Genomic DNA, 25731 nt, shown 5'->3' with positions numbered 1-25731 from the left:
TGAACATCTCCTTTTATCTCGAATTAATATATCTTGAATTAAAGATAACATGAAGATATCTCAATGTCAAACAAAAAAACACAGGAATAATCGTGCATTCCTGTGTTTCATATTAACCTAGATTTTTAATTTTCACTTGATTTCTACCTGAATTTTTCGCTAAATACAGTTGTTCATCCGCAATTTTCAATACTTCAAGCGCATCATCGTAATAGCTATTGTGCAAGGAAATCCCGCCAATACTAATCGTTACGACACCACGATCACGTCCTAAATGCGGCAGTTGTAACTGCTCCGTCACTTCACGAAGTTGCTCTGCTAATTGTTCTAACTCCTCAAAACCCATACGATCTAATAATATCGCGAATTCCTCACCGCCATATCGCGTAAACTGCGCTGAAATAGGGAGGTTTTTAATAAGAACATCCACTAATTTTCGTAAAAGTTTATCTCCTTCAATATGGCCGTAATAATCATTGTATTTTTTAAATTCATCGACATCGATAATTAATACAGAAAACGGTTCGCCTACTTCTAAATGTTTTTGAAATAAATTTTCATAGTTTTTATTGAAGTAATGACGATTGAACGCGCCTGTCAAACCATCTAACAATGCGAGTGAGCGAAGTTTCATATTACTTTCTTCTAATTTTGCTGTTCGGATTTTGATTTTTTCATCAAGTGTTTCATTCCATTTCACAAGTTCTGTATTTAAACATTCAATTTCAGACCATTGAAGTGCAAATTCTCGACTCAAAATGAAACATTGGATGGCGATGAAAACAGCTAAAGCGAGGAATGTGTAATGAATGCTATTGCCTGAAATCATTATTTGATAAATATCATGCAGCGAAGCGAGGAATACTAAGGAAATGCCAATCAGAGTGAGGATTTCTAAGCGGTTTTTCCAATTTACTTTTCTTAAAATACTAATGAAGAAATAAATGTAAAACGGTGTTAATAGGATATTTGCAAAAACAAACGTATTTTGGAATACGACAGTTTCAGTTGTGATCGTGATGACGATTGTAATCCACATGACAACGTAGTAAAACACCATTGCCCATTTATTTACTGCATCTTCAAACGTAATGGTTAAATAATATAAATAGAGCAGGATCACGAGTTCTGGTAATAAATACGCAAACCGCACAGCTGTTGCCCACTCAATACCATCATAAAATACTGTCACTAAATATGCATCGGTGAAAAATCCCCATGTACTTGTTAGGAAACAAAACAGACTAAATGCGATAAATGACCTTTCTTCCCGTTTGAAAATATAAAGAACTAAGGAAATCATACCGATTAATGTAATTCCTCCTATTAAAAAGATATGAAGGAAATCTTGTTGATCCGTATATTTCTTAATCGCTTTCTCATTACCGATCATCATACTCTTCCGTATGCCAGCATTTTCAACTGGAAAATCGACCATCTGATAGGTGACGCGTAACTTTCGATCATGCACTAAGAAAATCGGGCTTGGCGTTTGAATACTTCGATCGCTCGCTGTATTCATCAATATATTTTGTTTATTCTCCGTTAATAATTGATCATCGATAAATACTTTGTAATTGCTCAATTGAATTGGGATGTAGAGTTGCAGCCACTTGCCGACAAAATCATCAGGTAAACTGATGACCGTTGAATACGTCCCTAAACCTTTCATTTCTCTATATTTTGGCTTAATGAAATACGGTGCTTTCACATCAATGCCTTTATTATTTTTTAATTCCTTTTTCACTTTTTCAGGCGTTAAATATTGATCTGGGAAAAAAGTCCAGCCACCATTTAAATCTTCTCGGAAATCATCATAATTTCCCTCTGAAAAATCAATTTGAGCTTTTTGAGCCGAGGCAATAAATGGAGCGATATTTAATGTGAAGATCAAACTTATGAATACAATACTAATCATTTTCCAAACATTCAATACGCCAACCCCTTCCCAAAATTCCACGTTTAATATATTCCCTATTTCATATGTAAATATGTTTGTTTTTCATCGAAAATAGTTCTAATTGTCAAAATAAAAAACCGTACGCAATTGAACGCTACGGCTAAAGATCACACTATGACACGACGAACTAGTTCCATATGTTCATTATATCACGAAAATAGTATTATTTCTTGATTCATAATAAAAAAAGATGACCGCCCTATTTAGAACGATCACCTACTACTATTAGTTGCCTATTACATCTAATTGCTTGCTGCCAAACAATTAGATGTAATATTCGCAAAAATAATCAAAAAACCCTCGTTTCCTTTTGCTATGCTATTGCTAGAGGGAGTGAATATTCATTGCAACATGAAATTATTATCAATAAAACAATCGCCTACATTGAAGAACGTTTACACGAACCACTAATAATTGCGGATATTGCAGATCAAGCTGGCTTTTCTAAATTTCATTTCCACCGAATTTTTAGTGCTGCTATTGGTTTGTCTATAACGGATTATATTCGAATGCGACGCTTGGCAAATGCTTCGACGGCTTTACTCTACAGTGACGAACGAATTATAGACATAGCATTACTTTACCATTTTGAATCTCAAGAAGCATTCACTAGAGCTTTCAAAAGATATTATAATTTGCCACCTGGGCAATATCGAAAACTAATGACAAGTGTACTAAAAAATAAGGAGGAATATAAAATGAAAAATGAAGTAAAAGGCTGGTTTTTAAGTGGCACTGACCAATTTAATTATGAAATGGGCATTGATCACGAAATTGTACATCAAGGAAAAGCGTCAGGTTATTTAAAATCAAAAACGGTACTTGATGAGTCAAGTTTCTCTACAATGATGCAGCAATTTAAGGCAGATAAATTTAGAGGTCAGAGAATCAAACTATCGTGTTTTTTAAAGACTAAGGATGTTCAGTCATTTAGTAGCATGTGGATGAGAGTAGATAATACTGATGGTGATGTCGTTCAGTTCGATAATATGAGCAATCGTTCTATTTCAGGCAGTACAAATTGGAACCGCTACTCCATCGTTTTGGATATCCCCGAAAATAGTTCAATTATCGCATTTGGCGTAATTCTATCTGGACAAGGTCATGTGTGGATGGATCAATTTACATTTGAAGAAGTAGATGAAAGTGTGGAAACAACCAATTTAGAAAATCATAGCGAGTTATTGGATGAACCATTAAACCTGTCATTTGAAGAAGATCTTTAATTTACATTTTCGAGCGCCCTCTCTTGCTGACGGCGCTTTTTCGGGCATATAAAAAGAGCCACGTTTCATAGACGAAACGTGAGCTCATACGATTACTTCGCTTGAATTGCTTCAGGCCAATCTTTTAGTTCATTGCCCATTTCCCAGAAAAGGTACTCAAAACGAGTTGTTTGTAGGAAGATTTCTTTTAAGTGATCTAATTCTTCCCCAGCTAAATTACTCGCTAATTGATCCATTAAATCAATCATATCTTGCGCACTCTTCGTAAATTCTTCACTGCTGTACATTTTCACCCAATCGCCGTATAAAGGATGATCTAATGCGCCAGGAATCTGTGCTAATTCCTTGCCAATTTCAAGATAGCTCCATGCACATGGTAATACTGCCGCAACTACGTGTGCAAGCGTACCGTTCTGTGCTTCTGAAAGCATATAACGTGTGTAAGCAATTGTTGTTGGCGCTTCTTTTGCATATGTGAATTCATCTTCCGTTAGACCAAAACGCTCCGCATATTTACGGTGAAGACTCATTTCAACACTAAGTAATCCGTGTACCGATTCAGAAAGTGTCGTCATGATGTCTAAATCATTCGCTTTTTGAATACCAACTGCGAATACTTTTGTGTATTGTTTTAAATATAAGTAATCTTGTACTAAATAATGGCGGAATTTTTCTTCAGCTAATGTACCATGTCCGATTCCTTGTACGAATGGATGGCTATGGTTTGCGCGCCAAATTGGTAAGATTTCCTCCACTAATTGATCTGTAAATTTTGTCTGTTTTTCTACTTTTGTTGTCATTTCTATTCTCCTGTCCCACAAACACGAAGGAAACAAAAAGAGATGTCCTAAACTTATATCTTCAAAAGAAAGAGATAAGTATAGGGACATCCCTGAAATTTTACGCATGAGGCATAAATATACTTGTCACTTCTTCCTTACGACAGTGCGAACTGCATCAAGTTAGAGGGTTAAGCGCATGCTCTCTCAGCCAAATTACTTCGGCACCCCTAGTAGTGAATGTTTGTGTATGTATTTTTTCTTACATACACATCATGGAGTATATCGCCATTAAAGTCAAGCTCCCTAATTATGAAGGAACTGGAATATTTAAGAATTGATCGACGACAATCGTATTGATGGCGTTAATATATGCTAGCGCACTCGCTTTAATGACATCGGTATCAGATGCTTTCGCAATATATTTTTCACCATTATATTCTACTTGCAACTTCACTTTACCAATTGCTTCTTTACCACGAGTGACACTTGAAATTTTATACTCTAATAGTTTCACTTCGAATTCCGTCACTTCTTGCAATGCCGAGTAAAGCGCATCAATTGAACCCGAGCCAACTGTTGCAGCTTTGAACACTTCCTCACCTTTACGGACTTTAACACTTGCAGATGGGAAAATCTGATTCGAAATTACTTGAATATCTTCTAAATGGTAGAATTGGTCACTATGCAGTTCCACATCCGCCGCTTCCTTCGATTTCTTGAAGTAATTTTCAACTAAAATGAATAAATCATGGTTATATACTTCTTTTTTCGTATCAGCTAGTTTTAAGAAATCTTCAAACACTTCTTCAAATTGCTCAGCAGAAAGATTGTTTAGTGATAGGCTTTCAAGCGCATTTTTCACCGCATGACGACCAGAACGAGCTGTTAATACTAATTCCATATCATCAAGGCCCACTTCAGTCGGACTCACAATTTCATACGCGTCACGAGATTTTAGAAGTCCATCTTGGTGAATACCTGATGAGTGAGCAAATGCATTATCACCCGTGATTGCTTTATTCACTTGCACATCAATCCCCATTAGACTTGAAACGATGCGCGATGTATTCATGATTTCCTTTTTATTGACTCGAGTATGTGCATCAAAATAGTTTGAGCGAGTTGATAATGCCATCACGACTTCTTCAAGTGCCGCATTCCCTGCGCGCTCGCCAATTCCGTTAATTGTACATTCAACTTTATCCGCACCATTTTTAATTGCGGCAAGCGTGTTGGCAGTCGCCATTCCTAAATCATTATGGCAATGCACACTTAGTAACACTGAATCGTCCAAGTTTTTCATGCGATCATTTAGCTTCGCAATCATCTCACCGAATTCTTCAGGCACAGCATAACCTACTGTATCTGGTACATTAATCATTGTCGCGCCAGCTTTCATAACCGCTTCGATTGTTTTCCATAAGTATTCAAAATCCGAACGTGAAGCATCTTCCGTAGAATATTGAACTTGTGGCATTAATGTTTTCGCATATTTCACCGCATCTATGCCGATTTGTAAAATTTGGTCTTTTGATTTCGAGAATTTCTTCTCAACATGAATATCAGAAGTTCCAAGTACCATATGAATCATCGGATTTTCCGCATATTTTACCGATTCGTAAACTGCGTCAATATCGGATTTCACAGCTCTCGCAAGTGCCGTAATCATAAGATCATCCGTATTTCCGACTTTTTGAGCGATTTGTTTTACAGCGTTAAAATCACCTTCAGATGAGGCAGGGAATCCCGCTTCAATAATATCTACTTGCAGTTTTTTTAATTGATGCGCAACTTCTAATTTCTCATATAAATTTAATTTCGCTCCCGGCACTTGCTCTCCATCACGTAATGTTGTATCAAATAACCAAATTTTCTTAGACATAATCATTCTCCCTCTTTCCATTTAATATAAAAAGCCCCATCTCTAAATAATCCGCAGATTACTTAGAGACGAGGCTTTACTCGCGGTACCACTCTAATTGGATGCCAAAAACATCCCACTTTTCAAGGCTTGAACACCTTCTACCTGTTAACGGAGGCTTCCGTATAACCCTACTTAATTTCGGGCTAAATGCTCATGAGCTAGTTCAAGAAGTTCCAACGCTAATTTCCACCAACCATTAGCTCTCTATAGATGAATACATTCCCTACTACTCTCAATCTCAGCTTTTATAATTATCTGATTGTTTAGAATAATACCGCACTAATTTTAGAAAGTCAATGAATTATCTGAAAATACTTACTATTCTTTTATTTTGAAGCATAATTTTTTTTATAGTTGATGGTGGAGATGATGGAAAGAATAACTGCTGCAATGATGACAACTGTAATACCTTGCACTTTATTTTCAGTAACATACCAGAACGTAATGCTCGCGGTGAATAAAAGAACTAATGTCGTATTGATAAAATAAAATCTTTTCATAGTGATCACTCCTTAAGTTCTATTATACCCATTTTTTTACTTTTATCACTTTTTAAGTAAATAAAAACTACCGCATTAAATTGCAGTAGTTTTACTCAAAGCGATGATTGATAAATGCCGTTCTTGTTTTTGCGAAGTTATTTTAATTTTTCGTAATGACTTTTCAAAATCTTCATTTTCCGAAATCGAATCAAAATGATCAATAAAAACAGTCATTTGTTGATCACTCACTTTAGCAAGATGTTGTTCGAGTGCATTTTCAAAACTACGCCAGTCATTGATCGTACCTTTTGGCTGTTTTAAAGCTTTTCTAAATGTTTCAAAAAGTTGCTCGGAAGTACGACATTGCTCACCATTGATTCGAATATCTTTTTTCTCGATGTACTGCAAATAATAATCAAATTCCATTTGTGTACGGACTTTTTTGATTGCGGATTGCGCACTTCGTTGATAGGCAATTCGAGCATATGAGCGATTATATTTAAAAATTTGTCGATATAATTTCGTACCTACATAGTTTTTAAAAGCCGGCTGTTCTCGACGTTCGTATTCATTCCAATAACTTGTCATTTGAGCGTAGCCTTTTTCAAATTCAACTGGATTTTCAGCACAAAATTGTGCAAATTTCTCCGAATCTGTTGCGGAAAGCTCATCATATATGACTTGGACGATTTCTACAACATACTCCCTACTTAACGAAAAAATATACGACATGCACCAATCCTCATAAATCAACGATAATAATTTTCTAACATATTTCTCACGAATAAAACCGTCTTGATGCCGCGTGTACAGACAGATTGCGATTAACTGTTGCTGCTTCGTTAATGTGCGAAAATTCACTTCTGCCATTTCATCAAAATAAATTCGTGTTGGAATCGAGATTATTTCAGCCCCTACTTTATATTCAGTAGTAGTCGGGGAAATATCTAATTTCTTCCTAAGAAATCGCTGCTTTTTGATTAGCTTTTCAACAATTGTCACATCTGATGCCAATGAAGTTGGGAAAAAGTCTTTTAACAAATGCTATTCCCCCTCACGAAATGGCGGTGCATATTGGACTGTGCCCTCAATTCCTTGTAGAGAACCTTTATATAAAGGCAGTACCATGAAGTTTTCATCTGGCACATCAAAAGGCGCAGAAATATTGTATTGACTCGCTTTTTCGAAACCAAATCGAGGATAAAACTGTGCATGACCTAATAGTACAATTGCAGAAAAACCACTCCATTTCGCTCTTTCCAGTGAAGCTTCGATCAACTGCGTGCCAATACCCTTACCTTGGTGTTCGGGTGATACCGACACCGGTGCCAACGCTAAAACGGGGTGGTCACCGATGAACGCTTCTGAGTAAAAAATATGGCCAATTACTTCATTATTTTCCAAATAAACTAATGCTAGTTCAGGTATATATGCTGGATCTTGTCTTAATTTTTCCACTAGTAGATGTTCTTTATGGTCACTCATTTCTTCATTTGCAAATGCTTTTTCAATAACAGAAGCAATTTGTTCAAATTGACTGGCTTTCTCTTGTCTAATCATTATTTTTTTCCTCCATTTTTATTAATGGGCAGTAACTACATTCTGTTAATCCAGGAATATCCTTAGATTGGCAACAGCTTTTTCGAATTGGCTGATTAACAAGTGCTGCCGGCGCTCTACCTTCTGAATAATCGTAGAAAAGTGATGTTTTTGCAAAACGACTCCAAATTGCCGGATCTTCCAATAATTCTAAATCATCCATTGCTCTATCCGCTAATTGGGGATTCTCCATCAATTTCGCATAGACATTTACGATATGTACGAAAATATTTTCCCACATCATCTTCGGAGAAATCGCCGTTGTATTTCTTAAACATTGGATGATTTCAAAACATTGCTTGAATAAAATCGTCGAAATAACATAACTTCTTTCATCTTCTTCAACATAGCGCCAATCATTCGGGTTTGCGAATAGACAAACTGTGAAATGACCATACTCCTCTGTCGCATCAAATTGTAAATTTCGCTCATGACCATCCCAAATTTCGTCAAACGCAGTTAACATATAAAACTGCATCGCTATAAATTGACCATATCTTTTCGAGAAATGTGAGATCGCGGCTGTTTTCGATGGCGCATCTGTAATACCTTGCATAAGATCGCCTAGTTCATCTTGGAAAAATTCTTTGCGAATTCGTTCAAGCGTAAATAGTGATCTTTTGGGTTCCACTGTATAAATACTATATGAATCTAATGTTAATACTTGCTCTGGTGTTAAAGCTGGCATTTTCTCACCTTCAAATCATTTGATTACTTCCTATGTTACTATACAAATTACGCCGAAAACAGAAAAAAAGCATGAAATCATTCATTCCTGAACAATTCATGCTTTTCTCCTAATTAACCGATTAATGAATGTTTAACAACTTCATATGCTTGGCAAATATTGCGTGTATCATTTTTATGTCGAGCGATTAAATTATTCGCGATCATTTCTAAGTTTGATTCGTTACCTTCTGCTAAATCGAACATTAATTGTCCTTGAATCTTCTCTACGAAGTTAATGATTTCTTTTGTCATCTGTTATACTCCTCTTTTTAACTGTATTATAATAGTTGTTCGTACCTTTTCTTTATCTATATCTATCATAAGCCATCTACTTCCAATAATCTACCTATTTTGCTTATTTACGTACGTATATGTGTCTAATATTTGAAGTAAAGACGATTATTCTTCATGAGAACGTTTTCAAAGTCTGTTATACAAACAAAGAATAAATAATAGTACAGTTAGAAATATTCTGACAATACAAAAAAAGAGTGCAGCAAATGCTACACTCTCCTTTTCAACGATTAATCTTCGTCTTGCTCGTCATCTTCAGAACCTTGATCATCATCTAAATCAACTTCTTTTTCGAATTCAAACTCATCGCCATTCGCATATTCTAATTCAACTTCAATTTCAAATGCGCCAGTTAACGCGAATCTTGTTTGAACCATTTCTAAAATTTGATCTTCTGTTAGACGATCACTTACCGCTTTTTCAAGATCTACTACTAATTTTGAAATCGCTTCTTTATCTAAATTGAACCCTTTTTGTTTCACTTTGATTTTCTCTTTACCGTCTTTTACTTCGTACTCGAATTCGAATTCATTTTTACCTGATTCGATAGAAATTTCTAATTCTGATACTTTTTCAGAGAATTTCACGCCATTCTCATCTTTCAAATTACCATCTGCAATACGACTGTTTTTACTGTATTTCTTGTATGGTTTTAGCCCCATGCCAACTTCAGCGATATTTGTTAATCCATCTTTATCCGAATCTTCTAGGCCATCAGGTTTACCATTTTTATTCGTATCCTTTTTCTTCGGATTTAAGTTTAATTTGTATTCAACGAAGTTTGAAAGTCCATCTTTATCTGCATCAAGTTTCGCTAATTTCTTCCCTTTTAACTTATATTTCTTTTCCCATTTGTCAGAAATCCCATTTTTATTTTTGTCTACAAATTTCTGTTTTGCATCAACTTCTGAAGTTCCAAATGCAAATAGTAATGATAATGCTAAACCGCCTGCTACTAATTTTTTCATGCGAAGCACTCCTTATGTTTTTATATTTATATACCACTGTTAGTATATTCACCTATTATATCGTCTTAAAACCACTCGCATAAACTATACCAGTGGGTCTATTAATAACATATTCATGCGAAAAATCTCATTTACAACTTAATTTACATCAAATAAATTAAGTCGTTTATTTAAAATTTCCCACTCTATAATTTTGAATGTTTCTACGTTAAATAAGCATTTGTATGCTTTTTCAGCTACTGTTCGCCCCGATTTCCTATTTTTCATTTTGATCAAACTGACATTTTTCTCGCTCGAATTTTCCCAGTTCATTTCTTTAATAAAGCCACAAAAAAATAGTACGAAAGGTAATTATTCTTCAAGGTGAAAAGACTTATAAAACTAACACTCAATTTATTGGAATGTTAATTTCTTGTGATTTAATATCAATGAGATATTTATGACATTTTCATTAAAAATGTCATACTCTTTCGCTATAAGCCTATTTTCTTGCTAGTTTTCATGTATAACTGTTGCACATGATATATTTTTGTTATTTTTTAACCTTTTTGAAAGATAAGTAACAAAATCGATTTCTCCCTTTAACGAGATTGTCATACTGAAATAGTATGCTTTATAAGGCTTCAAAAAACACAAAAACAATTAAGGGGAATCATATACATGTCTAAAAAATCACTAATTGCATCAATTACAATCGGGTCATCACTATTATTATCATCATTTGTGGGTCAAGCAGATCAAGCAAGTGCGATGGCGAATAGCGGTCAAAAAGTAAACACTTCTTATCAACAAGAACAACAGCACAAAGCATTACAATATAATAGTACAAAAACAACGACAACTGTTTCAGCTCCAGTTCAAAAAACAGCGTCAATTTCAAAAGATACATATAAAGTTGTATCAGGCGACACATTAAGCTCAATTGCATCAAAACACGGCGTTTCATATAAATCGATCATGGATAAAAATGATTTAAACTCAACGATGATTTATCCAGGTCAAACTTTAACAATTAGCGGTGCAGCTGCTCCTAAAAAAGCAGTTTCAAACGAATCAGCACAACCTACTACTACAGTTTCAAATGGTAATTACACGGTTGCACAAGGTGACACACTAGGTAAAATCGCAACTGCTAACAACACTTCAGTTTCAAATTTAATGGCAGTTAACAATTTAACTAGTACAATCATTTATGTTGGCCAATCATTAAAAGTAAATGGTACTGCTACTGCAACACAAGAAGCACCTACATCGAATGTTGTACAAACAAGCAACCCAGTTCAAGAAAAACCACAACCGCAGCAAGCGACTGAAGCACCTGTTCAAGGCTCTGGAGGTCTAGTTGCCGCAACGAAAGCTGCTCTAGGTCAAATCGGTGTACCGTATGTATTCGGCGGTAGTTCAACAAGCGGTTTCGATTGCTCTGGTTTAATCGACTATGCTCTAAAACAAGGTGGTTACAACTACGGTCGCATGAGCGCAGCTGGTTACTATTCATTAGGAACTTCAGTATCAACACCTCAATATGGTGATTTAGTATTCTTCAAAGACACGTATAAAGCTGGCATTTCACATGTTGGTTTCTATATCGGTGGCGGTCAAATGATCAGCGCTTCTGGCGATCAAGTTCAAATTGATGATATCGGCAACAGTTATTGGAAAGCTCACTTTGCAGGATATAAAAGATTTTAATAAAAACGCTCCATTTTACGACTTCGGATAATTTCCGAAGTCTTTTTTTCTTATTTATTGACATTTTTTTACACAAAAGATATGATATCCAAAATAAGGAATGGAGGAATAAAATGAAGAAGAAAGTTTTATTATTACCTTTAATTGCTTTACTGTTGTTCATTTTCACGCAACCAGCAGAGTCTTTTGCCGCTACACCTAAGAAGGTTAATTTCCTAGCGACTACTGTTAAAAATGTGGAGCTGAAAGAAAAACCTTCTCAAAAATCTAAAACAGTTTCAAAAGTTAAAAAAGCTACTGTCATTAAAATTGTCGCATTTGAAGTAAGCCATAAATATGTGCTTGTTCAATCACAAGGTAAAAAAGGATTTGTGCCGCGCAAAAGTTTAAAAATTACGAAACCAAAGGACAAATGGCTTGGACGTTTTGAATACGGTGCTTCAGGCAAGATCGTCAACCAAATCACAGTTCATTCAATCGTTCCGAAAAAAGAAATCGCATTTTCAGTAACGGATGCAGATACTAGCTACAATTTGCCTGACACACTTGAATTTTACAAAGCAAAATATGTCAAAGGCAGCTATATTTTCGAAAAAAACAAAGAAAAATTCAAATTAAAATTAAAAGATAATCGCATTTACACTTACGACTTAACAAAACGCATTGAAGATCACAAAACACATATGTACTTCACGGAAAATGATGCAAAATTAGCCTACAAACGCATTTTACCGTAAACGAAACCCCACTCAGAAATGAGTGGGGTTTATTGTGTTTAATTATATTGATGTTTTTATTGTTTTTATTCTTCGCATGCCAGATTCTGAATACATTACAATATTTCGCTTCTTCAAATTAAATTGCTTATATAATTTATTGAATTGAACTCTTGAAATTGATTTCGAGCTTTTATTACTTTTCTTCCAATAATCATAATATTCATTTCCAGTCGGGTCACTTGCTCTTGAAATTTGTGCAGTATTAACAAATTTTCCGCCTTTATATTCCTTTAGTGTAATATAAAGTCCTTTGTATCGATCAAAACTCACAAGATAGTTCTTTCCTTTGAACTTTACAGTAGAACGCTCAATATCTTCAACAATTCCATAATAAGTATGTTTCTGATAATGAACTCGTTTTGCTTTTTTATTTTTAATCGTCCAAACTTCCTCGATTAATTGTGGTGTTTCAGTCGAGTCCATTACTTTCTTATTCTTACCATAAATAATATGTAGCTCAGTTGATCGATCTTGATTAAAGTCAATTAGTTTTACATACATCAATCCACGACCACTCATAGATTCATTCTTGCTACCTTTGTAGATACCATATTTCTTTTTTACACTTTTTATTACTTTTGAGTATTCTTTTTTCTCTAATGCAATCGATTTTGCGTTTGCGCTATACTTCGGAACTGCAATCAATACCAATAGCACCAAAATAGCTGCTAGAAAGGAAGCTACATTCTTAATATTCATATTTTATCCACCTTTTCATTTTATTTTTCCTTCCTCACACTGACAATCATCATAATGCTACCAATCAATAAAAAATACACTGGCATCGCAGTAATAGAACCGTTATGAACATAGCTCATACCATAGATGATCAGGCTGACAAGAAGGTAATACATTAAACTGAAAATTGCGCCTGCAGTGCCAATTTCTTGTTGGAAATCAACAAGCGCAAGACTTAAGCAGTTAGGCAATGCTAACCCTACTCCGAATAATATGATGAATATACTTATTATCAAACCAAGCAATTGTAGTTTATCCGGACTATAACTCACTAATAGCGCACATAGTGAACCAAGCAAGAAAATGGCGATTCCGATTGAAATAATCGTTTCCGATTGAAACTTTTCTAGCAGTTTCTTTGAAGTCAAAGCGCCTATGACCGTTGCAATCGCAACAACAATTCCTAAAGTGCCAAAAGTTGCGGTCGATAGCTCAAAATGCTTTGTGAAAATGAAAGCTGCTTCAGAATAATAACTGAAGATGATACCATTTAAACCACCTATTAATAGACAATATGCCCATAATCTTTTATCGTGAATCATTCTTTTCAAAGTTGGACGAAGCGGTTTTTTAGTGATTGGTAAAGTGATTGTTTCGGGCAACTTTGCATAAGTCGTTGCCAAAAGAATCACACTAAATCCGACTAATAATAAAAATACAGCTTGTAGGCCGAAGTAATAGTTTGTGAAACCACCCATTAATGGACCAATTGCTGGTGTAAATGCGAGTGCCGCAGAAATTTGAGCGAATGCTTTATGACGGTCAACTCCATTAAAACTTTCGCGCAAAATCGTTTGCGTAATAATGGAACCAACGCTTGCACCGAATGCTTGTAAAAATCGGGCAATTAGTAATAGTGTAAAATCATTTGCTAAAACACAGAGTAAATTACCTAAGATATACAACGTGATACCAATCAGCATCGCTTTACGACGTCCGATCCGATCAGAAAGTGTGCCAAAATAGTAGACTCCAATAGCAAATGCCACGAAATATATACTCATTGTCCACTGGGCTTCATCCATTGGAACGCCGAACGCACGACTAATGGACGGAATGGATGGGCTAAAAATGGTTTCGCTTATTTGCGGAAACCCTACTAGTACTATTAATAATAAAATGCTTGGTTTATTGTTTTCGATGTTTTTCTTCATTTTTTGCTCCCTCTAATAATTAGTTAGCTGAACGAAAAACATCGACGCTTGGGAAAAGGTGGTTTCACAAGTTTGATTCTTTCTAAATCACTCATGAAATCACCTCCTTTCATTATGTATTATTTCTTTTTCTTCTTGCACTCGTACCTAATTTTAATGATTATGTAAATGCGAAACGAAATATATTATTTTTCAAACCGAAATCATTAAAAGGACAGCCTAATCTGCCCTATTCACTCGTTATTCAATTTCTTTTTGCAAATTCATTTTAAGTATCTGTTTAAATCTTTCAGCGTCATCCACTCGAATCGCAACTTGCTCATAATTCTTCTTCATTCCCATCAGTAAAGTTGCTTCTTTTGGTTGTTTTAGTTTAATAATTACGTCAGGGTAAGTCTTTTCAAAATCACGAGCGATAAATTCGATTGTGTTTTTAGTGCGCTTTTTTTCTAATATAGCACGGTCTTCTATGACGACATCAATTTCTGTCCACTTGATTTCTATACGTTTCATTAATCCTTGTGAAATGTAGATACGATCATGTTCAACTTGCAAAGGATTGAAGCGAATTGCTTGAAGATCCCCTAAAAAGAAAACGACTGAATAAATGTTCAGCACTAATAATAGCAATGACAAGATCATGGTTTGATCATGTAACCACCAATGAATTCCGATTGTTTCGAATACAATTGCATGAATCATCATTACTTGAAAAGCGATTAGACTCGATTTTTGATGAATTGTAAAAGTATTTTCTTGATACACAGGCTTTTTCTTCCACAAGAAAAATGCGTAATAGAAAATGAGTATTTCTGAACAAATCACGTGGATGATTGGTTGCTTTCTAACCTTTTTGTCTACCGCATTTGAGAAAGAAAAAACGAGTGGTAAAGAACTCTTTTTCACATTTCGAATAATTTCAGGCAAATATTTAAATAGCGTTAATAATAATACTAATTCTAGGAAAATAAATGCCGCTTCCACGACGAATCCCATTAATGTAAGTGCCTTAAATGGCGATAAAAATTGCATAGGAATCATAAAACGAGCGATTATTAACCCACCTGCTAATAAAGTGAGGAGCAGCTTCCAACTCTTCTTCCGTTGCCATACTAAAAATAAAATTGGCGCCACAATCGTTAGGTCAATTAATGAACCTAAAACTACTGGATTAGTATTTGTCGGCAATAAACTTGTCCCCACGGCTGTGTGATACAAAGAAAAATTCGACAAAAGGACAAGTAATAACAAAAATGGCCAGATGAAACGTACGGTATGTTTACTAAAAACCAAGTTATTCACCTCCATTATTTTCTGTTTAAATAAGTTTATTCAAATGATTTGTTAATATATTAATTTGATCTCGCATCATGCAGAAGTGTTCATGTTCGTACGCATTTGGATCGTTTTTGGCTATGTATTTATGATATTTTTTGTATTCATTTACGAAAGCTTCAACAAAATCATCAAAGCGACATTTCTGCATTTCGATCGTTTCGCCATTAAATCCTTCATATCGTGTTACTGTAATTAGTTTTTGGAAATATGTAAATGTAAATTCTAAAGTGCTTTCGTACATTTCTACTGTAAATGCTTGTCGCGTTCCTTCGAATATTTCAATGAAACCTTGCGCAAAGTCATATAAAATGGACGCATTGAAAGTCGACGTACAAAAGTCGAGGGCATAGCCTTTTTCAATCGTATAAATATTAATTCGTTGATTAAAATAATCGTCCACACGAAATGGCTCTCCTATAAAATCTTCATATAACTCAATTTCGAATTTCAACTTCATCATTCTTCCTCCTTTCCCTTCTATAAAAAAAGAGCAATCCAATAAAGGATTGCTCTTTTCTATTGTAACATTTATTTCGTGAAATCAATAACCATACGACCAGTAATTGTACCAGCTTCCATTTCTTCGAAAATCTCGTTAATTTCTTCCAGTTTACGAAGTTGTACTTTTGGAACAACTTTGCCTTCACCAGCGAATTGTAGAGCTTCTTTAAGATCTTGACGAGTACCTACTAATGAACCTACTACTTGGATCCCATCTAATACTAGACGAGGGATATCTAAATCCATCTTGTCTACTGGTAAGCCTACCGCTACAACTGTTGCGCCAGCTTTAACAACGTCGATTGCTTGGTTGAATGGTGTTTTCGCTACTGCAGTAATTACAGTCGCATCAAGACCAGCACCATCTGTTAATTCTTTCGCGCGAGCTACAGGATCTTCTTTTAATGAGTTAACTACTTCGTCAGCACCCATTTCTTTTGCGAATGCTAATTTGTCATCACTAATGTCGAATGCTACAACTTTAGCGCCAAATACGTGTTTCGCATATTGTACAGCTAGGTTACCTAGACCACCAATACCGAATACACCGATCCATTGTCCTGGTTTAATATTTGATACTTTAACAGCTTTATAAGTTGTCACACCTGCACAAGTTACAGATGAAGCTGCTGCTGGATCCACATTATCAGGAATTTTCACTGCGTAGTCTGCGCTAACGATTACTTGTTCAGCCATCGCGCCATCTACTGTGTAACCTGCGTTTTTAACTGTACGGCAAAGTGTTTCTCTACCAGTATTACAGTATTCACATGTGCCACAACTTTCGAACATCCATGCGATCGACACGCGGTCACCTATTTTAAGAGAAGTAACACCTTCTCCAAGTTCAATTACTTTACCAATACCTTCATGTCCTAATACAGTTCCTGTTACATCACCGAAGTCTGCATTTTTAACATGTAAATCTGTGTGACATACGCCACAATATTCAGTTTGCACTAGAGCTTCCCCATGCTTTAACGCTCTTAGTTGCTTGTCCTCTACACTTACTTTATGATCTTTCGTTACGATTGCTGCTTTCATTTAAAAAACTCCCTTCGTTTCAAAAAATTTTGTTTCGAACACATTCATCATACCCTCTCCTCCAAATAATGAAAAGGAAAAACTATTAACTATTTTATTAATATTTCAAAATATTTAAACTTATAGCAAAAAACCGTTACTAGAAGTTCCTTATACCTAAATTTGAGTAATATAGATGAATTACTATTTTGTCTGAAACAGTGAAGTACAGTCTTCTGCATTTATCTAATAAACCAAATGTAAAATCTTCGAAAAGACTGATTCATTACGATTCTAAAATAATAAAACATTTACTCTATTCAGCAAAAATGACAATTTATTTTTCATCGATCCAACGTGTTTTTACAGCCCGCTCCCAGTAAATAAAATGTCACAGAAAAGTCGGTTGACGGAATTTTCACAAAATAAAAAGCCGAATCATATTCTATTCGGCTCGATTCTTCGATTAAATTAGATGACATAATAACTTCAAGCGTTATTGCCGAATAGTATAATTAACAATATGGCGGTTGCAGACAGTGAGATAATTACGACACTTACAATAATAATCATCACTTTGAAACCTTTAGGCAGTAGCGACTTTTTCTTTAAAGTAGCATAAATTAAAAATACGCACATTATAATGATGACGAGTGGCAAAGTTAAAAAAGCAGCGCGATCCCTAATCAATTCTAGTAATTCCATGTCATTCCTCCATCTTGAATTTTGAAAACGTCTATTAAAATACGACTTCGTTCATTAATACGTCCAAAACATATCCTTCCGCAGGTAAATATTGTTCAACGACGCATTGAAGTTCAAATGCATCATAGCACACTTTTTTGAAACGGCGACAATTCACACGATTTACAATGACAATGGCATATGGTTCAGGGCCATCAAATCCGATTAATATAGGCTTCATTTCCATTCGTTAAACCTCCTGTAATAGATCAAATGCAACGATTCGCTTGTCGCGCGTCTGCTCGAACTTGATCACCGCAATATTTTTAAGACAACGTGATATAAGTTTTTTGTCATACATTAACTCCATTTGATTACGTGACAAATTTGAGGTGATGATCGTCGACTTCGACTGTCTCGCTTCCAATATTGCCGTTAATACTTCCAAAGTGAAATTCGTTGCCGTTTTATTCGTCGTAATCGCCCCTGTTTCAGCACCTAAATCATCTAAACATAGAAAGTCGACTCTTGCTAACAACTCGACAAAATAAAGCTGGGTATACTTCGATTCTTTGTGATCAAAGGAATCTCGAATTCTCGACATCATCTCTCGGACACTTATAAAAATGCATTCGCTGTCCATTTTTTCATTTAGATTACGAAGAATTGACATCGCTAAATGGGATTTTCCAACACCCGTGTCCCCTTGTAATAACGTCGTAAAAGTCTTCCCTGCTTTATAATGATTAAAGGCTTTTATGGCTAGTTCCTTGTTTTTCGCTTCTTCTTCGGATTCCGCTATAAACTTGCCAAAGCTCGCTTCTCGAATCGTTTCATCCGCAAAAGCTGAATGCCTGTACAAAGTGTTTCTCTTCTTTTTGGCAGCTCGATTTAATACTTCTTGTTGAAGACTCTGTTCAAAATTTTGATTTTCTTTTGCAATCTGACAAGCTGGGCAAATTTCTTCACCTTCAATCATCATTAAACGTATTGGTTTCGCATGGTTTGAACATTCATTAGAAGTTAATGTCATCTGAATATTCTTTGGTAATACTTGCGCGGTTGCTTTCAAATCCTCTCACCCTCTCATTTAGATAGCTTTCAAATTTTGTGCCAAACAATGTTGACGGTCTCAAATATTTACTAAAATGCGGATCTTGTAGCCAGCTAAAAACTTTTTGATCAATCACTAATTTAAAATCTTCGACTGTAAAAGATTCATTAAGTCTAGCTTTAATAAGAGATTGAGTTGATTTTGTTGTACTTCTGAATGATGTACCTGCTTTCGCATTCAGATATTCGATAATTTGCTTATAAGGTAATTCTTTTTCTTCTTTTTTCTGTTCTTTTTCTTGATCTAGTTCTGTTGCGTGACTGTCCTGTGACATCACGTGACCTAGCTGCATTTGTTTTTGCTTTTCACGTTGTTTTTGTTTACGAAGGCGGTTTTGCAATTTGATTTTGTCCATGCCATCGATATTTTGATGATTCTCCCAGTTTTTAACGCGGATGGATTCCCCTTCTTTTTCAATCATGCCGTATCGCATAAAGGTTTGAAGAGCAAGTCTCACCGTATTCAAAGGTCGGTTGAAAATCGTCGCCATCTCCTCGACATTCATCGGAATATTTTCTGATAATAGTATGAATCCATTTGAATTTGCTTTCCCTGCTGCTGTCAAAAGTTTCACCCAAATAATCAAAATTGTGTCGCAGTCTGGTAATGCTTCAATCAATTTTATTTTGTCATGTTCAAATAGATCCGTTTTCAATTTAATCCATGTTATTTCCGCCATAATCTATCCTCCCGCTGCTTTCTTTTTTTCTCTCGTGAAAGCTCACATATTTCAACAATCTGTTCGTGCAATCGCTCTGCCGCAATCTCCGCAGCACCAAAATGCCCCTGATTCAAAAAATATAGAATTTCCGCAATCGTATTTTCCACTAAATTTTTCTCTCGCATCCATTTCACTCCTCTATAACTATGATAGAGATTTAGAAGAAATTTCAGACAAGTTCAATCAAATATCTACAAATATCCTTTAAATTCGAAAAATGAGGTGAATGGCTACTACTGCCGCTGCAACTAATCCTACTGCTGCGACTACTGCAATAATTGGTAGCAATACCGCGCTAAATGCCGCTCCGACTCCACCAATTAATGCACCGATCGTCATCACTATTGGTGCTAGAGTAGCAAATACTCCAACAACTAAACCCACACCAACGACTACTGCGGCAATTACTCCAGCCAGTGCGCTATTTTCAGAAACCCATTTCGCAATGCTACTCACTATTTCTGCGATAGAAACGAGTAAAGGCGCAACTGCTGTTTGAATATCCATAATTGCTTTTCTCATTTGAACAGCTGGATCAGCATTCATTTTTTCAGTAGAACTATTCAATTCATCTTGATTTTCTTTTGTTTTATCTTGAGCATCACTAAGACCCTCTAAGTTCGAAACCATATTAGGTCCTTGATCTTCCCATTTTGTTCCGAAAATTTGTGTTGCTAGTGCATTTTGTAAACTCTTATCTTTTACCTTGCCCAACCAATTTGCCATCTCTGACATCGCTTTTGAACCTTTATCTCCACCATTTGCAACATCTTTTCCCCATTGTTGAAATTTTTTCGAAGAAATATCTGTCTTTGAAAGCAAATCACCTAATGCTTTAGGTACTTCTTGACCAAAGGAGGACATTTGTAACCTTGCTTCTTTAACACCATCATTTAAATTATCAATATTCCAACTTTTCGTATCTATACCTTGTTCAAAAATTGCTTGAATCTCAGCAGTTGAATATCCTGCTTGCTTCATTTGCAATCCGTATTCAGAAATAGTATCTAATTGTTCAGGAGGAAAACCCGTTTTCAACAATACGTTTGTTAACGCAAGTGCATCTTCATTTGATATTTTCAACCCTGCAGCCAACTCATTAGTTTCTTGAACTAATTCTGTAAAATCTACTCCTGCAAAACTAGAAGCTATCACTCCAGCTCCTTCGATAATTGCGCTATTCGCTTCATCAGATGCATTCTTATTCAGCGCAAATTGTCGTTGAACACCTTGAAGCGCTGCTTCTGCATCTACTCCGTATGTTTCCACACCTTTAATAGCTTCTCGTACACTTGCCTTAGATTCTTCTGGTACATCTAATGTTATATCTATTTTTGTATTTAATGATGAAACATCAAGTGCTTGTGATACGACTGCAGCAATCCCACCACCTGTTGCTAAACCAGTAATGACATCTTTTATGGTATCGCCAAAGCTATTAACTTCAATTTCTGCGCTATTGGCTTCTTTCGCAACTTTACTTAAATCTTTTTGAACTTCTTTTAAAGATGCGCCGTCATCAACGGTTGCCAATGCTCGCTTCATTTTTTCAACATCTATTTCGCTACCAAGTGCCGCCTTACCGATTTGATTTAATGCGGAATCTAATTGTTTTGAAGATGCCGATCCAGACTTAATTGCCTGAAGTAAATCCACTCCAATTGTATTAGCGTACTGATCAATCGTTGTATCAGTTGCCTTAAATAGCGTTTCTAACTGTTGCGTTTTGCTTTTCAGTTCTTGTTGCGAAGTATTTACTGTTTCCAGCTGTACTTTATAATTTTTGAGTGCCATTTCAGTATTAATGACTTCTCGTTGGAAAGCATTGTACTTTTCTTCGCTTAATGTACCTGCAGCGAATTGTGCTTCAACTTGTTGTTGTGCTTGTTTTAGTACATCCAACTTTTGTGCAGTTGCTTCAATTTGCTTTGATAAATTCTGTTGTTTTTGAGCAACTAAATCTGCGTTACCAGGATTGAATTTTAATAGTTTATCGACTTCTTTTAATTCGCTTTGTAATCCAATAGACTGTCTTTTAACACCGTCTATTGCACTCGTGAGCTTTGTACTATCACCATTTAATTCAATCGTAATCCCTTTAATATTACCTGCCATCTACTCACCTCTTTAGACACATAAAAAAAAGAGAATGCAAAGGCACTCTCTAAAAGGCATCAAAATCATGTTGTTGCGCATTTCTTGATTCTTTCTTTTTCTGACTCGGATGATGTACTTCATTATATGTTTCGATATACTCCAAACACATTCCAATTGTCATCATTGCCATATCTTCATGAGTTAATTTATTCGTTCTACATAAAACTAAATACAGATCGGTTGTTAAATCTTCCGTTTCTTCTTTTTTGGACCCGATGTTACTGGTTTGTTTTTTTTAGTAGCAAGTGAATCTGCTAATAAACCTGTGATTTGCGGTAAAACTTCGTAAATATTAAACTCATCAAACGATAGTAACCATTCGTCACGATCTCCAATGCTACGATCTGCAAACCAAGCAAGTACATATGCCATATCAAATAAAATATCGATATTGAATTGGTCCATTGTTTCAGCAGTGATATTCGATAATTTTTCGATTTCTTTCATGTCCTTAAAAATATCGCGACCAGTTAGAGATTTATATTTAACAGGAAAAAGAGCGTTCGCTTCAAAACGAACACCTTTATTACCAATTTGAATTTTCATTTATATTTCCCCCTTATACAATCGGTGTTTCAACAGCTTCTGGAACTGCTGTGTACCATTTGTTATAGATTTCATCTGTTGTTTTAGCAGATGTTTTGATTTTCACGCGGCCGTCTGTAGTACGCGGTGATGCCATGAAGCTTAGTTCATTTGTCGTTACCTCTGTTGCATCTTCTTTTGTTTTTGAAGTAAGACCTGGACGATTAAAAGTCACATTGTATAAAGCATGACGAGTTGCTTTTACATCTCCATCAAATTCAAACAATAGTGCGACTGGCTTAGGTTTAATATTGGCATCTTCTACTAATAGGCCACCGACTAATTTTTCCCCAAGCACTGAGATTCGGAAATCTTCTGGTGCTTCTGCTGCATTATACGTACCTTCGTAACCCTGGTTAGATGCTGCAGCATAATAAACTGTGTCATCCGCATAAAATTCGCTCAATTCACCTTTAGGCTCTAGAGATAGTTCGACTGCTCCAGGATAACGCTTTGGCACTTCATATGTTTCAATTCCATCTTCCCCAACTGTAATCGGTGCATAATGTACATTTTTTAAACCAAATGCAACTTTGTTTTCTGACATATTCATTCTCCTTATAAAATAATATTGTATGTTCTTTGCCAAACATTTTCTGACTCAATAAAAACATCAACTTGTCTTTTTGAATGTCTTTATAATTTCTTTTTAATCGACGTTCTTCTTTTGTAATTCTTTCAGCTTTCACCAACTTTTTTTTAACTGCCACTAAATTCACCTACTTTTCTTGATAAGAAAAAGCAATGAACCAAGTGTTAATACTTGGTTCATTGCCTTTTTAAATTAGTTTCTTTAAATAATTGTTTAAAGTATTTATTTGATCTCTCATCATGCAATAATCCTCATTTTCAAACGCATGTGGGTCTTGCTTTAAAATAAAGCGATGATACTTTTCATATTCTTTCACAAACGCTTCTACAAAGTCTTCAAAACGGCATTTTAGTACTTCGATGGTTTCTCCGTTGTATCCTTCATAACGCGTAATAGTTAGTAATTTTTGGAAATACGTAAATGTATATTCATATGTACTTTCATACATTTCAACTGTAAATTTTTTTTCTTTCTGTTCATAAAGTTCAATCAATCCCTCAGCCATGTCCAGTACAATAGAGCCATTGAAAGTAGACGTACAAAATTCCTTCCTCTTATTGTTCTCAAGCACGAACATATTTATCCTATCTAACAAATAACTTTCAGTCGTGAATGGTTCGTCTAACATGTCTTCATACGGTTCAATTTCAAATACTAATTTCATTTAAAAGCACCTACTTTTTTTTCTTAACTGATTTTCCATCCATAGGATATGCAGTTACAATTATATTATTTTTGTCTACTATTACTTTCATATTTTTAATACCATACTTATTTATCTTATATTGATAGCTTTTATTGCCATTCTTACTTTTCCCTTTATATTTCCCTTTTTTTAAAGACGTCATAATTATATTTTTAATTTCACTTTCTTTCAAGTGTTTAGGATAGAATGTATCTCCTTTTTTTGCGCCTATACCTTTAATATGACCATTTTTGATATGTTTCCATCCTTTTTTACCACTACCTTCAAAAAGTACGCCTCTAGAATTGTGTTTAAGTATCTTACCTAAACCAGCGTATGCTGAAACAACTTCTTTTTTCCCTGATGCTTTTAACAAATCTACCACTTTTCCAGTTTTCAGCACCTTACCTGCTGGGAAAAGCATTACAGCGGCTAATGCTTTATCTGTCTTGGAGGCATTAGGATTAAATATTGTATTAATATCATCTAATACTAAAAAATCAACACCTGCTTTTAAAGCATCTTTTGCAAACTTACTTGCATCTTTCACCCATTGGAGTACACCTGATGTTTTTAATTTACCATTATTCTTATCTTCTTGTAATACTTTATTAAAGTAATCATCTATTACTTTATTAGAGCTATTTAATACTTTAGCATCTTTAGTTGCCACATTAACATTTTGAGTTGGTATGTTTTAAACAATAGCTGTACTTAAAAATAGAAATGACGCCAAAAATAAGCTATGAAGAAAGAATTAGTGATGAATTTGACACTGAATCTGAAATAGTCGGAAATTCCCCGTGTCCTTGCTGTGGATTTATTACAATTCCGAATGATGGTGATGCCCTCGCTTACGGATGTCCAGTATGTTATTGGGAGATAGATTGTTTTATTCAACGCAATAATGAAGAAAGCGATCAAAACCACGGCTTAACACTGAATGAGGCAAGAAAAAATTATCAACAATTCGGAAGTGTATTACCTAGGTTAAAAGATTATTGTAGGCAACCCAGAGAATATGAATATCCAACAAAATAAAGAATAAGCAACTAATTGGCCCTTTATATTTAAAAGTTTTAGGGCTACCTTTATTACTTATTACCTATTTTCTTTCTTATGAGTATTAATTTTCCAGTGCATGTATATCTCTAAATAGACCCTCCAATGTTTTAATGATTTCACCTCGCAATTTACGTAATTCTTGTTGCAACTCACAAAGTTCCCTTGGGTTCTGGTGCATATTTTAAAAGCTATATTGCGCAAACAGTTCGTTCCTTTCCATTTGATGATACTCCCTACAATGTACCTTTGTAATCATCGTGCGTTGACGTCCACATTCAGGATACAGATACCTTACATCTGCAACACCATTTCCAGATCGAAAGTGAGTAGTTTCCGATGTATTCACAATAGTTAAACCACCTAGCATAAATCAAATTTGATTTCTTTATTGTCGAATGAATCACGAATTTTTGACATCATCTCTCGCACACTGATGAACAAACACTCGACATCCCTTTTTTCATTAAGATTTCGTAAAATTGACATTGCTAAATGCGATTTTCCTACACCTACATCGCCCTGCCGCAATCTCCGCAGCACCGAAATGCCTCTGATTAAAAAATATGAAATTTCCTCTAGCATCTCCTTCGCCCCTTCTATAACTATGTTAGTGATTTCAGACAAATTCAATCAAAAAAAGCAATAGATCAAGTTTTCACTTTGATCTTTTGCTTCGTTAAATTAACTCTTTCAAATGATTGTTTAATAAGTTGATTTGATCGCGCATCATGTAGTAATATTCATTTTCAAATGCGTGAGAATCATTTTTTAAAGTATACTTGTGATATTTCTCATATTCTTTAACAAACGCTTGTGTTTTGCAAGAAGAAAGTGCATAAGTTTGCAATGAAAAATACACAAGCTTGCCAGCCTTCAATTTAGTTTTTATCTTTGTCGCGATAAAGCGTTTGTAACTCTAAAACTATCTCCAGTAAAATT

29 protein-coding genes, 1 riboswitch and 1 other annotated feature are annotated in these 25731 nt (G+C 35.1%); of the genes, 4 read left to right on the top strand and 25 right to left on the bottom strand.

The window, feature by feature from the left end; all coding sequences use genetic code 11:
* Positions 1-112: 112 nt before the first annotated feature.
* A complete protein-coding gene (locus DF281_RS11280) occupies positions 113-1933 on the bottom strand; it encodes a sensor domain-containing diguanylate cyclase (RefSeq protein ID WP_109350369.1) in 1821 nt (606 codons plus the stop codon).
* Positions 1934-2304: 371 nt separating this feature from the next.
* Here DF281_RS11280 and DF281_RS11275 point away from each other — a divergent pair, with 371 nt between their 5' ends.
* Entirely contained in the window at positions 2305-3186 is an 882-nt protein-coding gene (locus tag DF281_RS11275; RefSeq protein ID WP_109350368.1) for a helix-turn-helix transcriptional regulator, read from the top strand.
* 92 nt (positions 3187-3278) lie between these two features.
* Here DF281_RS11275 and tenA read toward each other — a convergent pair whose 3' ends face one another.
* The 8 genes from tenA to DF281_RS11240 form a co-directional block, all read right to left on the bottom strand.
* Positions 3279-3986 carry a thiaminase II gene (gene tenA, locus DF281_RS11270; protein ID WP_109350367.1) on the bottom strand — a complete coding sequence of 236 codons (708 nt, stop codon included), beginning with the start codon at positions 3984-3986 and terminating at the stop codon, positions 3279-3281.
* A 117-nt stretch (positions 3987-4103) separates the two neighbouring features.
* Positions 4104-4207: riboswitch (TPP riboswitch) on the bottom strand.
* 68 nt (positions 4208-4275) lie between these two features.
* Positions 4276-5850: a 2-isopropylmalate synthase gene (locus tag DF281_RS11265; protein WP_109350366.1), complete on the bottom strand. Its 1575-nt coding sequence runs from the start codon at positions 5848-5850 to the stop codon at positions 4276-4278.
* A 61-nt stretch (positions 5851-5911) separates the two neighbouring features.
* Positions 5912-6141 (bottom strand) — a binding site (T-box leader).
* 77 nt (positions 6142-6218) lie between these two features.
* A complete protein-coding gene (locus tag DF281_RS14760) occupies positions 6219-6392 on the bottom strand; it encodes a hypothetical protein (RefSeq protein WP_166636127.1) in 174 nt (57 codons plus the stop codon).
* Between the two features lie 75 nt (positions 6393-6467).
* Positions 6468-7415, bottom strand: a complete 948-nt coding sequence (locus DF281_RS11260) for a hypothetical protein (protein ID WP_109350365.1) — start codon at positions 7413-7415, stop codon at positions 6468-6470.
* A 3-nt stretch (positions 7416-7418) separates the two neighbouring features.
* On the bottom strand, positions 7419-7934 hold the full coding sequence (locus tag DF281_RS11255) for a GNAT family N-acetyltransferase (RefSeq protein ID WP_109350364.1): 516 nt from the start codon (positions 7932-7934) through the stop codon (positions 7419-7421).
* Positions 7927-8661 carry an IucA/IucC family C-terminal-domain containing protein gene (locus DF281_RS11250; protein WP_109350363.1) on the bottom strand — a complete coding sequence of 245 codons (735 nt, stop codon included), beginning with the start codon at positions 8659-8661 and terminating at the stop codon, positions 7927-7929. Before DF281_RS11250 ends, DF281_RS11255 begins: the two co-directional genes overlap by 8 nt.
* Positions 8662-8774: 113 nt before the next feature.
* Positions 8775-8954, bottom strand: coding sequence for a hypothetical protein (locus tag DF281_RS11245; protein WP_109350362.1), 180 nt, complete (start codon positions 8952-8954; stop codon positions 8775-8777).
* A 272-nt stretch (positions 8955-9226) separates the two neighbouring features.
* Positions 9227-9964, bottom strand: a complete 738-nt coding sequence (locus DF281_RS11240) for a hypothetical protein (protein WP_109350361.1) — start codon at positions 9962-9964, stop codon at positions 9227-9229.
* Between the two features lie 660 nt (positions 9965-10624).
* On the opposite strand from DF281_RS11240, the gene DF281_RS11235 reads away from it, so the two are divergent.
* Positions 10625-11656: a C40 family peptidase gene (locus DF281_RS11235; RefSeq protein ID WP_109350360.1), complete on the top strand. Its 1032-nt coding sequence runs from the start codon at positions 10625-10627 to the stop codon at positions 11654-11656.
* Positions 11657-11769: 113 nt separating this feature from the next.
* The gene (locus tag DF281_RS11230; protein WP_109350359.1) at positions 11770-12393 is read left to right on the top strand and encodes a hypothetical protein; all 624 of its coding nucleotides are present in this window, start codon (positions 11770-11772) and stop codon (positions 12391-12393) included.
* 42 nt (positions 12394-12435) lie between these two features.
* On the opposite strand, the gene DF281_RS11225 is transcribed toward DF281_RS11230, so the two are convergent.
* From DF281_RS11225 to DF281_RS11155, 15 genes are all read right to left on the bottom strand, one after another.
* Entirely contained in the window at positions 12436-13134 is a 699-nt protein-coding gene (locus DF281_RS11225) for a hypothetical protein (RefSeq protein WP_109350358.1), read from the bottom strand.
* Between the two features lie 20 nt (positions 13135-13154).
* Entirely contained in the window at positions 13155-14327 is a 1173-nt protein-coding gene (locus tag DF281_RS11220; protein ID WP_109350357.1) for a multidrug effflux MFS transporter, read from the bottom strand.
* Between the two features lie 240 nt (positions 14328-14567).
* Positions 14568-15515 carry a beta-carotene 15,15'-monooxygenase gene (locus tag DF281_RS11215; RefSeq protein WP_178075283.1) on the bottom strand — a complete coding sequence of 316 codons (948 nt, stop codon included), beginning with the start codon at positions 15513-15515 and terminating at the stop codon, positions 14568-14570.
* A gap of 130 nt (positions 15516-15645) precedes the next feature.
* Positions 15646-16122: a hypothetical protein gene (locus DF281_RS11210; RefSeq protein ID WP_109350355.1), complete on the bottom strand. Its 477-nt coding sequence runs from the start codon at positions 16120-16122 to the stop codon at positions 15646-15648.
* 71 nt (positions 16123-16193) lie between these two features.
* Complete coding sequence (gene adhP / locus DF281_RS11205; RefSeq protein ID WP_109350354.1) at positions 16194-17210, bottom strand: alcohol dehydrogenase AdhP; 1017 nt, start codon at positions 17208-17210, stop codon at positions 16194-16196.
* Between the two features lie 468 nt (positions 17211-17678).
* Positions 17679-17894 carry a hypothetical protein gene (locus DF281_RS11200; protein WP_109350353.1) on the bottom strand — a complete coding sequence of 72 codons (216 nt, stop codon included), beginning with the start codon at positions 17892-17894 and terminating at the stop codon, positions 17679-17681.
* A gap of 34 nt (positions 17895-17928) precedes the next feature.
* Complete coding sequence (locus tag DF281_RS11195) at positions 17929-18120, bottom strand: hypothetical protein (RefSeq protein WP_109350352.1); 192 nt, start codon at positions 18118-18120, stop codon at positions 17929-17931.
* Between the two features lie 3 nt (positions 18121-18123).
* Positions 18124-18945: an ATP-binding protein gene (locus DF281_RS11190; RefSeq protein ID WP_109350351.1), complete on the bottom strand. Its 822-nt coding sequence runs from the start codon at positions 18943-18945 to the stop codon at positions 18124-18126.
* Positions 18890-19666 (bottom strand): phage replisome organizer N-terminal domain-containing protein, encoded by a 777-nt coding sequence (locus tag DF281_RS11185; RefSeq protein ID WP_109350350.1) that lies wholly within the window; start codon positions 19664-19666, stop codon positions 18890-18892. The genes DF281_RS11190 and DF281_RS11185 overlap by 56 nt, the downstream gene beginning before the upstream one ends.
* Positions 19654-19833, bottom strand: a complete 180-nt coding sequence (locus DF281_RS11180) for a hypothetical protein (protein ID WP_109350349.1) — start codon at positions 19831-19833, stop codon at positions 19654-19656. The genes DF281_RS11185 and DF281_RS11180 overlap by 13 nt, the downstream gene beginning before the upstream one ends.
* Before the next feature lie 79 nt (positions 19834-19912).
* Positions 19913-21823 carry a phage tail tape measure protein gene (locus DF281_RS11175; RefSeq protein WP_109350348.1) on the bottom strand — a complete coding sequence of 637 codons (1911 nt, stop codon included), beginning with the start codon at positions 21821-21823 and terminating at the stop codon, positions 19913-19915.
* 225 nt (positions 21824-22048) lie between these two features.
* On the bottom strand, positions 22049-22411 hold the full coding sequence (locus DF281_RS11170; protein WP_109350347.1) for a hypothetical protein: 363 nt from the start codon (positions 22409-22411) through the stop codon (positions 22049-22051).
* 13 nt (positions 22412-22424) lie between these two features.
* Positions 22425-22997 (bottom strand): major tail protein, encoded by a 573-nt coding sequence (locus DF281_RS11165; protein ID WP_109350346.1) that lies wholly within the window; start codon positions 22995-22997, stop codon positions 22425-22427.
* Positions 22998-23229: 232 nt separating this feature from the next.
* Positions 23230-23706 (bottom strand): hypothetical protein, encoded by a 477-nt coding sequence (locus DF281_RS11160; RefSeq protein ID WP_109350345.1) that lies wholly within the window; start codon positions 23704-23706, stop codon positions 23230-23232.
* Positions 23707-23716: 10 nt separating this feature from the next.
* A complete protein-coding gene (locus DF281_RS11155; RefSeq protein ID WP_109350344.1) occupies positions 23717-24400 on the bottom strand; it encodes an EndoU domain-containing protein in 684 nt (227 codons plus the stop codon).
* Between the two features lie 53 nt (positions 24401-24453).
* Here DF281_RS11155 and DF281_RS15100 point away from each other — a divergent pair, with 53 nt between their 5' ends.
* Positions 24454-24768 carry a CPCC family cysteine-rich protein gene (locus tag DF281_RS15100; protein ID WP_109350343.1) on the top strand — a complete coding sequence of 105 codons (315 nt, stop codon included), beginning with the start codon at positions 24454-24456 and terminating at the stop codon, positions 24766-24768.
* 700 nt (positions 24769-25468) lie between these two features.
* On the opposite strand, the gene DF281_RS11140 is transcribed toward DF281_RS15100, so the two are convergent.
* Positions 25469-25651, bottom strand: coding sequence for a hypothetical protein (locus DF281_RS11140; protein WP_109350341.1), 183 nt, complete (start codon positions 25649-25651; stop codon positions 25469-25471).
* Between the last annotated feature and the right edge of the window lie 80 nt (positions 25652-25731).

The sequence above is a fragment of the Kurthia zopfii genome, from assembly GCF_003143955.1.
GTDB lineage: Bacteria > Bacillota > Bacilli > Bacillales_A > Planococcaceae > Kurthia > Kurthia zopfii.
This window is presented reverse-complemented; position numbering and strand designations above follow the sequence as displayed.

Coding starts and splice junctions, on each gene's coding strand:
- tenA (WP_109350367.1), bottom strand. CDS start 3,986: ATGACAACAAAAGTAGAAAAACAGACAAAATTTACAGATCAATTAGTG.
- DF281_RS11265 (WP_109350366.1), bottom strand. CDS start 5,850: ATGTCTAAGAAAATTTGGTTATTTGATACAACATTACGTGATGGAGAG.
- DF281_RS14760 (WP_166636127.1), bottom strand. CDS start 6,392: ATGAAAAGATTTTATTTTATCAATACGACATTAGTTCTTTTATTCACC.
- DF281_RS11255 (WP_109350364.1), bottom strand. CDS start 7,934: ATGATTAGACAAGAGAAAGCCAGTCAATTTGAACAAATTGCTTCTGTT.
- DF281_RS11250 (WP_109350363.1), bottom strand. CDS start 8,661: ATGCCAGCTTTAACACCAGAGCAAGTATTAACATTAGATTCATATAGT.
- DF281_RS11245 (WP_109350362.1), bottom strand. CDS start 8,954: ATGACAAAAGAAATCATTAACTTCGTAGAGAAGATTCAAGGACAATTA.
- DF281_RS11240 (WP_109350361.1), bottom strand. CDS start 9,964: ATGAAAAAATTAGTAGCAGGCGGTTTAGCATTATCATTACTATTTGCA.
- DF281_RS11235 (WP_109350360.1), top strand. CDS start 10,625: ATGTCTAAAAAATCACTAATTGCATCAATTACAATCGGGTCATCACTA.
- DF281_RS11230 (WP_109350359.1), top strand. CDS start 11,770: ATGAAGAAGAAAGTTTTATTATTACCTTTAATTGCTTTACTGTTGTTC.
- DF281_RS11225 (WP_109350358.1), bottom strand. CDS start 13,134: ATGAATATTAAGAATGTAGCTTCCTTTCTAGCAGCTATTTTGGTGCTA.
- DF281_RS11220 (WP_109350357.1), bottom strand. CDS start 14,327: ATGAAGAAAAACATCGAAAACAATAAACCAAGCATTTTATTATTAATA.
- DF281_RS11210 (WP_109350355.1), bottom strand. CDS start 16,122: ATGAAGTTGAAATTCGAAATTGAGTTATATGAAGATTTTATAGGAGAG.
- adhP (WP_109350354.1), bottom strand. CDS start 17,210: ATGAAAGCAGCAATCGTAACGAAAGATCATAAAGTAAGTGTAGAGGAC.
- DF281_RS11200 (WP_109350353.1), bottom strand. CDS start 17,894: ATGGAATTACTAGAATTGATTAGGGATCGCGCTGCTTTTTTAACTTTG.
- DF281_RS11195 (WP_109350352.1), bottom strand. CDS start 18,120: ATGGAAATGAAGCCTATATTAATCGGATTTGATGGCCCTGAACCATAT.
- DF281_RS11185 (WP_109350350.1), bottom strand. CDS start 19,666: ATGGCGGAAATAACATGGATTAAATTGAAAACGGATCTATTTGAACAT.
- DF281_RS11180 (WP_109350349.1), bottom strand. CDS start 19,833: ATGCGAGAGAAAAATTTAGTGGAAAATACGATTGCGGAAATTCTATAT.
- DF281_RS11175 (WP_109350348.1), bottom strand. CDS start 21,823: ATGGCAGGTAATATTAAAGGGATTACGATTGAATTAAATGGTGATAGT.
- DF281_RS11170 (WP_109350347.1), bottom strand. CDS start 22,411: ATGAAAATTCAAATTGGTAATAAAGGTGTTCGTTTTGAAGCGAACGCT.
- DF281_RS11165 (WP_109350346.1), bottom strand. CDS start 22,997: ATGTCAGAAAACAAAGTTGCATTTGGTTTAAAAAATGTACATTATGCA.
- DF281_RS11160 (WP_109350345.1), bottom strand. CDS start 23,706: ATGAAATTAGTATTTGAAATTGAACCGTATGAAGACATGTTAGACGAA.
- DF281_RS15100 (WP_109350343.1), top strand. CDS start 24,454: ATGACGCCAAAAATAAGCTATGAAGAAAGAATTAGTGATGAATTTGAC.